Genomic DNA, 14,867 nt, shown 5'->3' on the forward strand with positions numbered 1-14,867 from the left:
CGGCGTCCAAAACCCACTTCGTTTCGGGCGAACGCAGGCAAACGCGCAGCCGCCGCGGCTGCCCGGTTGGCGTACGCTTCACCCTGACACGGAACGAAGGCTTGAGTATCGGAATGGGATATCATGGGGTGTTATGGGCGTCAACGGGAACAGTCTTCAAAACGCGCCTGCCACGACTGGGGAGAGCAGCTTTGACGGCACTCCCGTCTTTATCGTCTATTAAGCCTAACGAAGCGTTTAGAGCCGTGTGGCCCAACCGGAGCCGACTTGCTGCGGATCGCTGCCGCGCATAGCCTCGGCATCTCCTTTTCCGGTCACGAGGTTTGAAATCATGTTCGAAACAGCCAAGTCACGCGCCGCGGCACTTCCCCATCTGCGCCGCGGCGGGCTGGCCAAGGGCGACCCGATCCCCTTGCCCCTGACCATGGCCGCCATCTTTCATGCGCCCGGCGACGCCACCGGCTTCGATCAATATGGCCGCTTCAGCAATCCGACCTGGGATGCGGTCGAGCACATGCTGGCGCATTTGGAAGACGCCCCATGCGTCGCCTTTCCCTCGGGGATGGCTGCCATCTCGGCGGTATTTTTCGGCCTGCTCAAAGCCGGCGACCGTATCCTGCTGCCGTCCGACGGCTATCACACGACGAGAGCGCTGGCAGAGCGCTTCCTGAAGTCCTTCGGCGTCGCCTATGATGTCCGGCCAACATCGAGCTTCCTCGACGGCGGCTTCGATGGGTATCGGCTTGCCTTCGTCGAAACGCCCGCCAACCCAGGACTGGACATATGCGACATCGCAGCCGTCGCCGAGGCCGTGCATAGAGCGGGTGCGGTGCTTGTGGTCGACAACACGACGATGACGCCTTTCGGCCAGCGCCCGCTCGATCTCGGCGCAGATATCGTCATTGCTGCCGATGCCAAGGCACCAAACGGCCATTCCGATGCGCTGTTCGGCCATGTCGCCAGCCGCGACGCGGACATTATCTCGAGGGTGACCGACTGGCGCGAGACGTCGGGCGCTATCCCCGGGCCGTTCGAGGCATGGCTGGTGCATCGCGGCCTCGAAACGCTGGACGTGCGCTTCGACCGCATGTGCGCTTCCGCCGAAATGATAGCGCGACGGCTGAAAAACCATCGCGCGATCAGCGGCTTGCGCTTTCCGGGACTGGAGAGTGACCCATCGCACAATCTTGCCCGCGCCCAGATGGAGCGCTTTGGCTTTCTCATCTCCTTCGTGCTCGCCTCGGAGGACAAGGCCGAGGATTTCATCAACAACTGCGCCTTGATGCAGGCAGCGACGTCGTTCGGCGGCGTACACACCTCGGCCGAACGGCGATCAAAAAGGGGAGACGCCGTTCCGCCCGGCTTCGTTCGCCTGTCGGTCGGCTGCGAACCGGTGGAAGAACTTTGGCAGGCGATCGAGGCATCGCTAGACGCTATCGGTGGCTGAACAATCACGAACTCAGATCGTCGGCCGCGATCTTGCGCCGGCCGTGCAGCACGCGAACGATTTCGATCGCCTCTTCACTGACGCGGTACAGGGTGAGGTATTCGCCGACGATCAGGTGACGGATGCCGGGCGCGATGTCTTCGCGCGGGGCACCTGAGAAGGATAAGTGGCCACTTGTTGCCAGCGGGCTTCGATCCGATCGAGCAATCGATCGGCTGCAGCCTCGTTGTCTTGCGCAACATGAATCCAGATCGCGATCAAATCCTCTTCCGCATTTGCGGTTCGGATGATGGGCAGCAAATTCATGCCGCGCTGTCGGGTTTCAATCGTCTCCGCGCTTCGGCCTTTATTTCGTCGATCGACGCAAACCGTCCCGGTCCGCTGTCGATCCCCTCCTGCACCAGCTTGCGCAATTCCTCGACCGTGTAGCCGAGCAGGTCGCGCCGGTCCTTCCATTGCCGCAGCGCGTCGCGGATCACCTCGCTCGCCGAGGCATATTCGCCGGCGGCGACCACGTCGTCGACTGCCGCGGCCAGTTCCGGCGACAGCGTGATGCTGCGTTTATCGACCTGTCCCATGACGCGCTCCTGAATACCGTCATCCAAATGGTACGATTTAATCGCACCATTTTCAAGGAATGTCGCGCTCGATTGCGGGTCGAAAACTGAATCAACTGCTGCGCCCGAAGACGCAACCTGCTGATATCAGGAGATTTCCTTTATAGGGAAAACTGCCAGCTGGCCTGTAAGCCGGGTTCTGTATGGCCCTCGCCCCTTACGGGGCGAGAACGTGGCGGCCATTCATCTTGGGCGCATGTTGCCATACGCCTCACGCAACCTACCCGGACGGTGAGCCGGAAACAGCCCTCGAGGGTTTCCCCTCGCACCGCCCCTATTCGGTCTTGCTCCCGGTGGGGTTTACCGTGCCGCTCCTGTCGCCAGTCGCGCGGTGGGCTCTTACCCCACCCTTTCACCCTTGCCACGATTAGATCGTGGCGGTTTGCTTTCTGTGGCACTTTCCCTGGGGTCGCCCCCGCCGGCCATTAACCGGCACCGTGTCTCCATGGAGCCCGGACTTTCCTCACCCGCAGCCTTTCGGCTTCGCCGGTGCGGCCGCCCGGCCAGCTGGCAAGGCGTATAAAGGGGTTCAGGCCCGAAAACGCAAACGAAAAAGGCAAGTTGTCGCTTGTCAGGCGGGCGCTCCAAGTGCTGCCAGCTGCACCTTGACCTTGCCGCAATAGGCTGCGGACACCGGGTTCATCCGTGTGGCGGCGTGGCCGGCATTGTATTTCAGGATCGTGCCGCAGGTCGTGCCGCCGCCGAGATCCCGCGCCATGGCAAGGTACTTCATGCCGTATTTGATGTTGGTATCGGGATCGTAGAGACCCTGAACCGAACCGCTATAGCCCATCATCCTTGCCGTCGCCGGCTTGATCTGCATCAGGCCGATCTCGCCGGCGCTGCCGACCTGGTTCGGTTGGTAGTTGCTTTCGATCTTGATGACGGCGTTGGCGAGCGACACCGGGACGCCATAGCTGGCGGCATAACGCGCAATGATCGCCGAATACTGTCCGCTGCCGCCGACAACCACCGCCTGAGGCGCTGGCCTGCTCTTCGGAGCGACTGACGCCGTTGCCATGCGGTCGATGCGTTTGCGGTTACGCTTCACATGCTGTTTGGCGATTGTCTTTCTCGCAGCGGTTGGCCTTTTCGCGGAGACTGGCTTTTTCGTCCTTACCGCGGCCGCTTTTTCCACTTTTGCGGTGGCGGTCTTCTCTACTTTTGCACCACCCTTCGGCATGGCGGTTTTGCCGGCTGCGGCACTGAAGCCCTGATCGGCCCGCTGGCTCAGCGGTGCGCTGTTCGCCGCACTGAAGGCAAAAGTCATTACGCCGGCAGCAATGGCTGCCGTTAAAACGGTCAATTTCTGCATGTGATCCTGTTCTGTTTGATCTGCACAAAGAACTTCGCGCAGATACCCTCAATCAACATCGGAACATCTTGGGGGATAGACGTCCGACAATCTGTACGGATCGCCTTTGACGACGGAATTGGCGCCAAAGAAGGCGACGCAAGTCACTTTGAGTAACAGATTGTAACTTTTAAGCTGGCAAAAGATTATTTGAGAGAGGCTATCCTTACGGAAGCGAGCAGCCTTTCCAGCGTGCGGATCGTCGATCCGTCAGCCATGCCATCGACCAGGCGCAGCCGGAAATGCCGCTGAAATGCCTCGACCACGATTTCGGTCTGCCGGTCGAAAGTGCCGGTGATCTCGACGCCATAACCATAGAGCGCCAGCATCGACTGCAGCGCCTCTACCTCGGCGCCGGTATCGCCTGGCTTCAGCACGGCGCCGCGCCGGATCGGTGCTGCCGGCACAACATGGCCGATACCGGCAGCAAACAAGGCCTTCCATGGAAATTTCTCGCCTGGATCGACCTTTCGCCCCGGTGCCACGTCGGAATGGGCAAGCACCCGCTGCGCCGGAATGGAATGGCGCTCGATGATCCCAGCGCACAGGCCGATCACCGCGTCGATCTGCGGTTTTGGAAAGTTGCGATAGCCGAGCGTATGCCCCGGATTGACGATCTCGATGCCGATCGAACAGGAGTTGATGTCGCTCTGTCCGAACCACGAGCTCTTGCCGGCATGCCAGGCGCGGTCGCTTTCCCTTACCATCTGAACAATTCGGCCGTCCTCATGGACCAGGTAGTGCGACGAGACCTCGCTTGCCGGATCGCACAACCATGCCTCGGCACCGGCGCCGGTAGCCATGCCGGTGTAGTGCAGCACGATCATATCGGGTCCGAGCGTCCCGCGCCGTGGTCCGAAATTCGGCGATACCCTGACCTCGGCGCTCGGCTCATCGGGCGGAAAGCCGCTCATGCGTGCCGCAGGCCTCGCTCGATCATTTCATAGGCCGCGTTGATCGCCGCCAGCCTGGTCGTCGCGATCTTGATGAATTCCTGCGGCAGGCCGCGTGCGATCAGCCGGTCCGGATGATTGTCGGAGACCAGCTTGCGGTAACGCCTGCGGACCTCCTCGAACGGCTTCCCACGCTCGATGCCGAGCACAACATAGGGATCGGCGGCACCCAGATCGACATGCCGGGCCAGGATGCTCTGGTAATGCGCCTCATTGATGCGGAATATCTCGGCGATGCGATGCAGGAATTGGCCCTCGCGCTCATGCACCAGCCCGTCGGCCTTGGCGATGTGGAACAGCCCGTCGAGTATGTCCTCGAGCATCAGGCAGTTCGAATGGCCCGAACCGCAAAGCTGCGCCATCCGCTCGGCATAGGTCTCGAAACCGGCAATGTCGCGTTTGGCCAAATCGTAGAGCCGCGCCACATTGCGCCTCTGTTCCTTCGGCACCTCGAATATTTCCTGGAAGGCGCGCACCTCGTCTTGCGTGACGATGCCGTCTGCCTTGGCCATCTTGGCCGACAGGGCGATCATCGCCACCGAGAAGGCGACGCGCCGGCGCAGATCGGCATCGCCGGAGAAAACCGTGCGCACGGCCTCGACCACTTCGGCGACGCCTGACGACGCTGAAGATGAAACGCGTGTGACGAAGTCACCAAGGCGGTCCCAAATCGACATGGGGGCTTCATAGGGCTAACCACCCATCGCTATCAAGCCAAGACAGTGACGCAGGGGCTGGCCCAATCGATTTGGCGCAATGCCTGAGGCGGCTGGCGCCAGCGCTCACGTCGTCGCACTCGGCCGCCAGGCGCTGGCATCGTAAGCAGCAGAAAGGCCGGCCTATGAGGCCAGCCTTTCCTTGGTTGTCACATTGACTACTGAGCCGGAGCAGCCGGCGCAGGCGCCGGAGCCGGAGCCGGCTCGGCAGGCTTGCTGGCGTCAGGAGCAGCCGGCTTCATCGTCTGGTCGGATGCCGGCGGGTTGGTGCTCTGCGTCGTGGTGTTGTCGGTGCCGCTGTTGCTGCAGGCGGCAAGGCCAAGCAACGCAAGCGCCGACACCGACGCAAGAATGAGTTTCTTCATGATATCTCTCCTCTAATCACGCCTCCGTTACCGGCGGCGGTCGAGGACACAATGCGTAAGCTGCGCATGAGTTTCGTAACGTTGCATTTCTGCCTGTAACATATTCCAATCACTTGACGATTGCCGGTCAGGGCCTCGCGAGCTAACAGATCGAACAGGGAAAATCCCGGGAGCCACTGCCATGACCGCAAAATGGGATTTCTGGATCGACCGTGGCGGCACCTTCACCGACGTCATCGGTCGGGACCCGGAAGGCGCGCTCAACCCGCGCAAGCTGCTGTCCGAGAATCCCGAAGCCTATGCCGACGCTGCCATCCAGGGCATTCGCGAGCTGCTCGGCGTCCAACCCGGCGCTCCAATCCCCTCCGCTCTGATCGGCGATGTCAAGATGGGCACCACGGTTGCCACCAATGCCCTTCTCGAGCGCAAGGGCGACAGTGTGCTGCTGCTCATCACCAAAGGCTTCCGCGATGCGCTGAGGATTGCCTATCAGGCCAGGCCCGATATCTTTGCCAAGCAGATCATCCTTCCCGAACAGCTCTATGAGCGTGTCGTCGAGATCGACGAAAGGGTTCGCGCCGACGGCAGTGTCGAGCGCCTGCTCGACATTGCTTCGGTACGCCCGGCTATTGAGCAAGCCAAGGCGGATGGCATCGATGCGGTCGCGATCGTCTTCATGCATGCCTGGAAACATCCCGAGCACGAAAAGGCGGTCGCCAAAGTCTGTCGAAAGCTCGGATTCTCGCAGGTCTCGGTCAGTCACGAGGTCTCGCCGCTGATCAAGCTGGTCGGCCGTGGCGACACCACGGTGGTCGACGCCTATCTGTCGCCGATCCTGGCAAGGTATGTGCAAAGGGTTGCGGCGGAACTGGGTGCCGCGCCAATCTCCCCCCTTGTGGGGGAGATGGCTGCGCAGCAGCCAGAGGGGGTCATCTCAGAAGGCACCGCCAGAGTGTCGAACCCAGTCGAGCCGACCCCACCCGGCGGCTTCGCCGCCACCCTCCCCTCAAGTGGGAGGGAAAGCCCTCGCCTCATGTTCATGATGTCGTCGGGCGGCCTCACCGCCGCCGACATGTTCCAGGGCAAGGATGCGCTGTTGTCCGGCCCGGCCGGCGGTGTCGTCGGCATGGTCGAGACGGCAAAACTCGCCGGTTTCGGCAAAGTCATAGGCTTCGACATGGGCGGCACCTCCACCGATGTCGCCCATTACGATGGTGACTACGAGCGCGCCTTCGACACCGAGGTCGCCGGCGTGCGCATCCGCGCGCCGATGATGCGCATCCACACCGTTGCTGCAGGCGGCGGCTCGATCCTCCATTACGAGGCCGGCCGCTTTCGCGCCGGGCCGGATTCGGCCGGCGCCAATCCCGGCCCGGCCGCCTATAGGCGCGGCGGCCCGTTGGCCGTCACTGACGCCAATGTCATGCTGGGCAAGCTGCAGCCCGAGTTCTTCCCGGCTATTTTTGGACCGGGCCAGGACGAACCGCTCGACGTCCAGACGGTTCGCGAAAAATTCACCGCACTTGCCGCCGAGATCGGCGACGGCCGCTCGCCGGAAACCGTCGCCGAAGGGTTCATCACCATCGCCGTCGAAAACATGGCCAACGCCATCAAGAAGATTTCGGTGCAGCGCGGCTACGATGTCACCGAATACCTCCTGAACTGCTTCGGCGGCGCCGGCGGCCAGCACGCTTGCCTGGTCGCCGATGCGCTCGGCATGGAGGCGGTGCTGATCCATCCCTTCTCAGGCCTGCTCTCGGCATACGGCATCGGCCTATCCTCTGTATTTGCGTCACGCCAGCAGGCGCTGCTGAAGCCGCTGGCGGACAATTCCGGGCCAGCGATCGATGAACTCATCGCAACGCTGCGCAAAGCCGTCATCGACGAACTCGCCGCGCAAGGCATCAGCGAAGACGCGGTCGCCTCGAGACCGGTGCTGCAGATCCGCTACGACGGCACCGATACCGCGCTGCCTGTGAACTTCGGGCACGGCTCGATTGCGCAGGCCAAGGCGGACTTCGAACTGGCGCACAAGGCGCAGTTCGGTTTCGTCTACGACGACAAGCCGATGATCGTCGAATCGGTCGGCGTCGAGGGTACCGATACCGGCGGCACCGGCCGCGACGAAAGCAATTCAGTTGTTGAAGACATGGCCGCAAGTCCTTCCGGGAACCGGAAAATCTTTGTCGACGGCGTCTGGCGCGACGCCGGCATCTTCCCTCGCGAAACGCTGAAGCCTGGTAACAAGATCGCCGGCCCTGCTTTGATCATCGAGCCGAACCAGACCATTGTCGTCGAGCCGGGCTGGCAGGCCGAGATCACCGCCAAGGACCACGTATTGATGCGGCGCGTCGAGAAGAAGCGCCGACAGGCCGCACTCGGCACCGAAGCCGATCCGGTGATGCTGGAGGTCTTCAACAACCTGTTCATGTCGATCGCCGAACAGATGGGCGTAACGCTGCAAAACACTGCCTATTCCGTCAACATCAAGGAGCGGCTCGATTTCTCCTGCGCCGTCTTCGACCGGAATGGCGCGCTGGTCGCCAACGCACCGCATATGCCGGTGCATCTCGGCTCGATGGACCGCTCGGTGGAGACCATCATCCGGCTCAATTCCGGCGACATTCACCCCGGCGACGTCTTTGCGCTGAACGCACCTTACAATGGCGGCACCCATCTGCCTGATATCACAGTGGTGACGCCGGTGTTTTCCCTCCCCCTTGAGGGGAGGGTGGCCGCGAAGCGGCCGGGTGGGGTCCTCGCAGAAGGCACCACAAATGCGTCGAGCACTGCCGCAACGACCCCCTCCGGCGGCTTCGCCGCCACCTCCCCCTCGAGGGGGGAGGAGATCCTCTTCTACGTCGCCTCGCGTGGCCATCATGCCGACATCGGCGGCACCGCGCCCGGCTCGATGACGCCGCTTGCCACAACCGTCGACGAGGAAGGCGTGCTGTTCGATAATTTCCGCATCGTCGATCGCGGCCGGTTCCGCGAGAAGGACCTGGAGACGCTACTCACCAACCACCCCTACCCGGCGCGCAATCCGCACCAGAACATCTCCGACCTCAAGGCGCAGATCGCCGCGAACGAAAAGGGCGTCGCCGAGCTGCGCAAGATGGTCGCGCATTTCGGCCTCGATGTCGTCGAAGCCTATATGGGCCATGTCCAGGACAATGCCGCCGAAAGCGTGCGCCGCGTTCTGGAGCGGCTGCCCGACAGTTCCGAATACGAATATCCGACCGACACCGGCCAAATGATCAAGGTGAAGATATCGGTCGACCGGCGGAAGCGCGAAGCGACCGTCGACTTCACCGGAACGTCGCCGGTGATGAAGAACAATTTCAATGCGCCAGAGCCAGTCGCCCGAGCCGCTGTGCTTTATGCCTTCCGCGTCATGGTCGAAGACAACATCCCGATGAATGCCGGATGTCTGCGGCCGATCAACATCGTCATTCCCGACGGCTCGATGCTGAAGCCCGCCTATCCCGCGGCAGTCGTCGCCGGTAACGTCGAGACCTCGCAGCATGTCACCAACGCGCTGTTCGGCGCCATGGGCGCGATGGCCAATGCGCAAGGCACGATGAACAATCTCACCTTCGGCAACAAGCAGTACCAGTATTACGAGACGATCTGCTCGGGCTCGCCGGCTGGCCGGATGAACGACGGCCGCGGTTTTGCCGGCACCTCCGGCGTCCACACCCATATGACCAATTCGCGCCTGACCGATCCGGAAGTGCTGGAACTGCGTTTCCCGGTATTGCTCGAGGATTTTCATATCCGCGAAGGCTCCGGCGGCGAAGGCAAATGGAATGCCGGCGACGGCACCGGGCGCACCATCCGCTTCCTCGAAAAAATGGAATGCGCGATCCTGTCCTCGCATCGCAACCGCCCGCCGCGGGGACTGGACGGAGGCGGCGATGGCGAGGCCGGTTCGACCAAGGTCCGCCGCAAGACCGGCGCGATCGAGACGCTGAAAGCCTGCGATCAGACCATCCTCGACGCTGGCGAGGCGGTCATCGTGACGACGCCGACCCCAGGTGGATTTGGCAAGGCCTGAACTCGCGTCAACAGGCTGTCACTGGCCTGTCATCACCCTGCGCTACCCGCTTGCGGCAAAGCAAACGGGGAATCGCCTTGCCATGACGGACATTTCTGGGGACCTGGTTTTTCGCCGCGGCAAGGAAGTCGGCAAGGCCGTCTACCAGAACCGCCCGCTGTCGAAAGCCGGCATCTCCGAGCGCCTGTTCGCCTTCCTGTTCTCCGGCCTCGTCTATCCGCAGATCTGGGAAGACCCCGAAATCGACATGGACGCGATGCAGCTCGGGACGGGCCACCGCATCGTCACCATTGCCTCCGGCGGCTGTAACATCCTTGCCTATCTCACCCGCTCGCCGGAAAGGATCGATGCCGTCGACCTCAACGCTGCCCATATCGCGCTGAACCGCATGAAGCTCGAAGCCGTCCGTCACCTGCCGTCGCAGGGCGACCTGTTCCGTTTCTTCGGCGCGGCTGAGACCGGGCACAATTCACAGGCCTACGATCGCTTCATCGCACCGCATCTCGACCCGGTCAGCCGCCATTATTGGGAGCGCCGCAACTGGCGCGGCCGTCGCCGCATCGCCGTCTTCGACCGCAATTTCTACCAGACCGGCCTGCTTGGCCTGTTCATTGCGATCGGCCATCGCACCGCAAAATTCTTCGGCGTCGACCCGGCCGGAATCATGGACGCCAAGACCATCGCCGATCAGCGCCGCTTCTTCGACGAAGAGCTGGCGCCGGTCTTCGAAAAACCGCTGCTGAAATGGGCGACCTCGCGAAAGGCTTCGCTGTTCGGCCTCGGCATTCCGCCGGCCCAGTACGATTCGCTGATCACCTCGGGTGACGGCACCATGGCCAGCGTGCTGAAGGCACGACTGGAAAAGCTCGCCTGCGATTTTCCGCTGAAGACCAATTATTTCGCCTGGCAGGCTTTCGCCCGCCGCTACCCTAATCCGGGCGAGGCCGCCCTGCCCGCCTATCTCGAAAAGCGCAACTACAAGACGATCCGCAACAATGTCGATCGCGTTGCCATCCACCACGCCAATCTGATCGAGTTCCTTGCCCGCAAGGATGCCGGCTCGGTGGATCGCTTCGTGCTGCTCGATGCACAGGACTGGATGACCGACGACCAGCTCAACGAGTTGTGGGCCGAGATCACCCGAACCGCCTCCACCGGCGCCCGCGTCATCTTCCGCACCGCAGCGGAACCCAGCCTGCTGCCCGGCCGCGTCTCGAATTCGCTGCTCGATCAGTGGCGCTACGAGAACGACGCCTCGCGCGAGTTTTCGGCGCGCGACCGCTCGGCCATCTATGGCGGCTTCCATCTCTATGTGAAGCGGTCCGCATGAGCACGACCGACTTGCCGGCCAGCCATGCCGAACTGATGGACGGCGTCTACCGCTGGCAGCGTCATATCTACGACCTGACCCGCAAATATTATTTGCTGGGCCGCGACCGGCTTATCGCCGGACTGGATGTGCCGGCCGGCGGCACCGTGCTCGAGCTCGGCTGCGGCACCGGCCGCAACATCATCCTCGCCGCCCGCCGCTATCCCGGCGCGCGCTTCTTCGGCCTCGATATTTCGGCCGAGATGCTGGAGACGGCCACTGCCGCCCTCGCGCGCGAAGGCCTCTCCGGCCGCGTCACGCTGGCGCGCGGCGATGCCACGAATTTCGACGCGAAAGCGCTGTTCGGCGTCGAAAGTTTCGACCGCGTCTTTGTCTCATATTCGCTGTCGATGATCCCCGGCTGGGAAAAGACGGTATCCGCGGCTCTTGCTGCTCTGTCACCGGGTGGCTCGCTGCATGTCGTCGATTTTGGCCAGCAGGAAGCCTTGCCCAGCTGGTTCCGCAAGCTGTTGCGCGGCTGGCTGAAAAAATTCCACGTCGAGCCGCGTCAATCGTTGCGCGCGATTCTGGATTCGGAATCTGCAAGAGTTGGCGCAAGCGTTCGATTCAAAACACTTTATCGCGGCTACAGCTGGCTCGCCGTGAGCAAGATCGCCATCTAATATCAATTTTGCCGTGGAAGGTTTTGGGGCCCCAATCCTAAATGAGGGCCGTGGCTGAAATCAGTTAATTGGCTAAATCACACATTGCCATATGACCCAAGGAGTGGTACATTATCTCCTCGCCGGAAGCATGGGATGATCATCGGCTTTAGAGATGGATGGCTGCGGGCTTTCTTCGTGGACGACACCCACTCCCGCAATATTCCGTCCGATCTCGAAAGCCGCTTGTTCCGCAAGCTCCAGATGATTGACGACGCGGCGATCGATCAGGATTTGCGTGTGCCGCCCAGCAACCATTTCGAGAAGTTGCGCGGCAATCTCGAAGGCTTCCATTCGATCCGTGTCAACAAACAATGGCGGCTGGTCTTCCGCTGGGACTGGGGCCGGGGCGAGGCGTCGGACATCTATCTCGACGACCACAGTTATATATAAGTGAGGTGAGACATGTTGATGACCGCACGCAAGCCAGCAACGGTTGGCGAAATTCTTACGGAAGAATTCATGCAACCGCTCGGCCTGACACAGGCGGCTTTGGCCGAAGCTATGAGCGTCCAGCGCAAGCATGTGAACGAATTGTGCAACGGCCGCCGCAACGTGACGGCGGCTACCGCGCTCATTCTGGCGCGGGTGTTTGGCAACAGCCCGGATTTCTGGTTGAACGTCCAGCGCCGTAATGATCTTTGGACGGTTATGAACTCACCCGACGAGCGGGCGCGTGTTGATCGCGCCAAACCTTTGGCGACAGCCACATAGACAAGACTGCGACCGCCGCATTCCTCAGTGCAGCGCCTTGATCAGCGCCGCCACCATCGCCTGCGGCCGATAGCCGAGCCTGGCCGGCGTCAGCCCGAGCCGCACCACAACCAGCTGCTCCGAGGGGATGATGGCAACCGTTTGCCCATCATGCCCCTCCATCCAATAGGTGTCCTTGGGCAGGCCGGCGGCAGTGCCGGCGCCGGGGTTTTCTTCGTCGCCCGGTCCTTCTATCCATAATTGCCCCTTGCCGTAGACTTTCGAGGCAGTTGCCGGTTCCCGCATCCAGTCGACGAAGCCGGCGGGCAGGATCTCCTGGCCGTTCCAGACGCCGCCCTGCAGCAGGAACTGGCCGAAGCGCGCCCAGTCGCATGCCGTGGCATAGAGATAGGACGAGCCGACGAAGGTGCCGTGCTCGTCGGCCTCAAGCACAGCGCTCTGCATGCCGAGCGGATCGAACAGCGCGGTCCTCGGCCACGCCAGTGCCTTGTCCTTGTCGCCGATTGCGTCCTGCCACAGCCTGGACAGCATCACCGCCGTGCCGCTCGAATAGGAAAACACCTTGCCGATCTCGCCGGTCAGCGGCTTGGATCCGGCAAAGCCCGCCATGTCCGGTTCGAGATAGAGCATGCGCGTTACGTCGGCGACGTCGCCATAATCCTCGTTGAATTCCAGCCCGCTCGACATCGCCATCATGTCGGCGAGGCTGATCACGGCGCGACCATCTCCCTTCCAGGGACCGAACAGACCCTGGTTGGTCATCGCCAGCTTGCCCTCCTTCACCAGCGTGCCGACGATCGCCGCATTTACGGTCTTGGTCATTGACCAGCCCAATAGCGGCGTCTTTTCGGAAAAGCCGTCGCCATAACGCTCAGCGACGATGCGGCCGTTCTTGACCACCACGACGGCCCGCATGCCGGCGCCGGTCATTGCTGGATCGTCGAGGACTTTCGCGACCTCGGGATCCTGCGAGGCATCGGCCTTGTCGCCCTCCGGCCAGATCAGATCGGGCAGCGGCGCCGGCGTCGGTGCAGCTCCGGCGACAGCCTTGGCGGCGCCAATATCGCCGTCGGGAACCGAGGCGCAGCCGAGCCCGTCGCGCGCAACCGCGACACTTTTGCCGAGCACACCGAACAGGCCGGCCGAAACCGTTCCCTTCTCCTTGTCGACCGACACTCTCATCAGCTTCAGCAGCGGATGACCCGGCGCCTGCACATCGACGGCAAGCACATCGTCGGCGTCTCGCCCGGCGATGAAGACGTTCGAACAGACGATCTTGGCGGCATAGCCGGAACCGACGCGGATCAGTTCCGGCGGCGCGAAATACAGCCAGCCGGCGAGTACCGCGGCGGCCAGCACAGCCAAGCCGAGCAGCCATTTGACGAACTTCAAAAGGATCTGCATTTTGAGTTCCCCCGGGCGCGCTCGATCTATGTCATCGATTTGCCGCCATTGTTTCGGCAAAATCGCGGCTCTTGTCGAGCGCCGTCAACCGAATATCAACCATGATCGGCGATCACAGGTGCATGTCGCCCAGAAGTGCGCAGCGGTTTTGGGACAACGACATGCATAGACAAAAGAGCTAAGCGCGTCGAAGCGACGCGCTTAGGACAGACCGGGCGATCCTGTGGGGTGACCGTCCGGCGGGGCTTGAATGCGTGCGTCCCAAACTGCGTAACGGTTTGGGAATGCATGAAACGAAGATCCAGGCGCGTCGCGTAAGTCGGTTTCAAACGCGCCGCGCCCGGTCGAGGGGCCACCCGCGGAAAGACCCATCAGCGGCCGGCTGAAACCGGCTCGGGAAGTAGCGATGCGCCGTTTCGCGGTCCTCATCACGCTGATGCTGCTTGGCGCCTGCTCGACGGTCGAGGATCTGACGCCATCGCTGTCGTCGTCCAGCGCCTCGATGGTTGCGGTACGCGCGCCGCGTTTTGCCGATTCCGACCCGCATGAATGGGACAGCGGCGCACCGTGGAGCTACGCCGTCCACGGCACCGACGTCTCCAAATACCAGACATCGATCAACTGGCCGGCGGCCAGGGCCAGCGGCATCTCCTTCGCCTTTATCAAGGCAACCGAAGGCGGAGACCGTTTCGATGAAGCTTTCAACGAGCATTGGAGCCGCACCAGGGCCTCGGGCATCCCCCGTGCCGCCTATCATTTTTTCTACTTTTGCACGCCGGCCGCTACCCAGGCGCGCTGGTTCATCCAGAACGTGCCCAAAGACGGTTCGGCGATGCCGCCGGTTCTCGACATGGAATGGAACCCGAAATCGCCGACCTGCAAGCTGCGGCCCGATCCCGCCACGGTACGCAGCGAGATGAGCACGTTCCTCGAAATCGTCGAAAAATACTACGGCAAGAAGCCAATCATCTACACGTCTGTCGATTTCTTCGAAGATAACGGTTTATCGGGCTTCCGCAATTACCCCTACTGGCTGCGCTCCGTCGCCGGCCACCCGCGCCAGAAATACGGCAGCCATCCCTTCACCTTCTGGCAGTATACCGGAACGGGCGTCGTGCCGGGCATGACCGGAAACGCCGACATCAGCGTCTTCAACGGCTCCGAAGCCGCGTGGAAGAAGTGGTTGCGGCAGAACACCCGTTGACACCA

General features: G+C 62.1%; 13 protein-coding genes, 1 other RNA gene and 1 pseudogene. 7 read left to right on the forward strand and 8 right to left on the reverse strand.

Annotation, left to right across the window (positions count from 1 at the left end; all coding sequences use genetic code 11):
• The first annotated feature begins 331 nt into the window (after positions 1 to 331).
• Positions 332 to 1,447, forward strand: coding sequence for a cystathionine gamma-lyase (locus NKI58_RS18975; protein WP_352786639.1), 1,116 nt, complete (start codon positions 332 to 334; stop codon positions 1,445 to 1,447).
• A 4-nt stretch (positions 1,448 to 1,451) separates the two neighbouring features.
• On the opposite strand, the pseudogene NKI58_RS18980 reads toward NKI58_RS18975, so the two are convergent.
• From NKI58_RS18980 to NKI58_RS19010, 7 genes and pseudogenes are all read right to left on the reverse strand, one after another.
• A pseudogene (locus NKI58_RS18980) lies at positions 1,452 to 1,753 on the reverse strand (type II toxin-antitoxin system RelE/ParE family toxin).
• A complete protein-coding gene (locus NKI58_RS18985; protein ID WP_352453147.1) occupies positions 1,750 to 2,025 on the reverse strand; it encodes a type II toxin-antitoxin system ParD family antitoxin in 276 nt (91 codons plus the stop codon). The pseudogene NKI58_RS18980 and the gene NKI58_RS18985 overlap by 4 nt, the downstream one beginning before the upstream one ends.
• 151 nt (positions 2,026 to 2,176) lie before the next feature.
• An RNA gene (gene rnpB, locus NKI58_RS18990) (RNase P RNA component class A) lies at positions 2,177 to 2,575 on the reverse strand.
• Between the two features lie 60 nt (positions 2,576 to 2,635).
• A complete protein-coding gene (locus NKI58_RS18995) occupies positions 2,636 to 3,379 on the reverse strand; it encodes a lytic transglycosylase domain-containing protein (RefSeq protein WP_352570489.1) in 744 nt (247 codons plus the stop codon).
• A gap of 185 nt (positions 3,380 to 3,564) precedes the next feature.
• Entirely contained in the window at positions 3,565 to 4,332 is a 768-nt protein-coding gene (locus tag NKI58_RS19000; protein WP_352570490.1) for an N-acetylmuramoyl-L-alanine amidase, read from the reverse strand.
• Positions 4,329 to 5,048, reverse strand: coding sequence for a TerB family tellurite resistance protein (locus NKI58_RS19005; protein ID WP_352456180.1), 720 nt, complete (start codon positions 5,046 to 5,048; stop codon positions 4,329 to 4,331). Before NKI58_RS19005 ends, NKI58_RS19000 begins: the two co-directional genes overlap by 4 nt.
• Positions 5,049 to 5,245: 197 nt before the next feature.
• Positions 5,246 to 5,452, reverse strand: coding sequence for a hypothetical protein (locus NKI58_RS19010; protein ID WP_352853594.1), 207 nt, complete (start codon positions 5,450 to 5,452; stop codon positions 5,246 to 5,248).
• 181 nt (positions 5,453 to 5,633) lie between these two features.
• On the opposite strand from NKI58_RS19010, the gene NKI58_RS19015 reads away from it, so the two are divergent.
• The 5 genes from NKI58_RS19015 (at position 5,634) to NKI58_RS19035 (ending at position 12,254) form a co-directional block, all read left to right on the forward strand.
• The gene (locus tag NKI58_RS19015) at positions 5,634 to 9,509 is read left to right on the forward strand and encodes a hydantoinase B/oxoprolinase family protein (protein ID WP_352826654.1); all 3,876 of its coding nucleotides are present in this window, start codon (positions 5,634 to 5,636) and stop codon (positions 9,507 to 9,509) included.
• A gap of 82 nt (positions 9,510 to 9,591) precedes the next feature.
• Positions 9,592 to 10,839 (forward strand): BtaA family protein, encoded by a 1,248-nt coding sequence (locus tag NKI58_RS19020; RefSeq protein ID WP_352786641.1) that lies wholly within the window; start codon positions 9,592 to 9,594, stop codon positions 10,837 to 10,839.
• Entirely contained in the window at positions 10,836 to 11,501 is a 666-nt protein-coding gene (locus NKI58_RS19025; protein ID WP_023676783.1) for a class I SAM-dependent methyltransferase, read from the forward strand. The genes NKI58_RS19020 and NKI58_RS19025 overlap by 4 nt, the downstream gene beginning before the upstream one ends.
• Positions 11,502 to 11,636: 135 nt before the next feature.
• The gene (locus tag NKI58_RS19030; RefSeq protein ID WP_023676784.1) at positions 11,637 to 11,933 is read left to right on the forward strand and encodes a type II toxin-antitoxin system RelE/ParE family toxin; all 297 of its coding nucleotides are present in this window, start codon (positions 11,637 to 11,639) and stop codon (positions 11,931 to 11,933) included.
• A gap of 12 nt (positions 11,934 to 11,945) precedes the next feature.
• The gene (locus tag NKI58_RS19035; protein ID WP_352570494.1) at positions 11,946 to 12,254 is read left to right on the forward strand and encodes a HigA family addiction module antitoxin; all 309 of its coding nucleotides are present in this window, start codon (positions 11,946 to 11,948) and stop codon (positions 12,252 to 12,254) included.
• A gap of 24 nt (positions 12,255 to 12,278) precedes the next feature.
• Here NKI58_RS19035 and NKI58_RS19040 read toward each other — a convergent pair whose 3' ends face one another.
• Positions 12,279 to 13,658, reverse strand: coding sequence for a serine hydrolase domain-containing protein (locus NKI58_RS19040; RefSeq protein ID WP_352853596.1), 1,380 nt, complete (start codon positions 13,656 to 13,658; stop codon positions 12,279 to 12,281).
• Positions 13,659 to 14,064: 406 nt separating this feature from the next.
• Here NKI58_RS19040 and NKI58_RS19045 point away from each other — a divergent pair, with 406 nt between their 5' ends.
• Positions 14,065 to 14,862, forward strand: a complete 798-nt coding sequence (locus tag NKI58_RS19045) for a glycoside hydrolase family 25 protein (protein WP_023676787.1) — start codon at positions 14,065 to 14,067, stop codon at positions 14,860 to 14,862.
• Positions 14,863 to 14,867 lie beyond the last annotated feature (5 nt).

The organism is Mesorhizobium sp. M0522, from assembly GCF_040321085.1.
Taxonomy (GTDB): Bacteria; Pseudomonadota; Alphaproteobacteria; order Rhizobiales; family Rhizobiaceae; genus Mesorhizobium.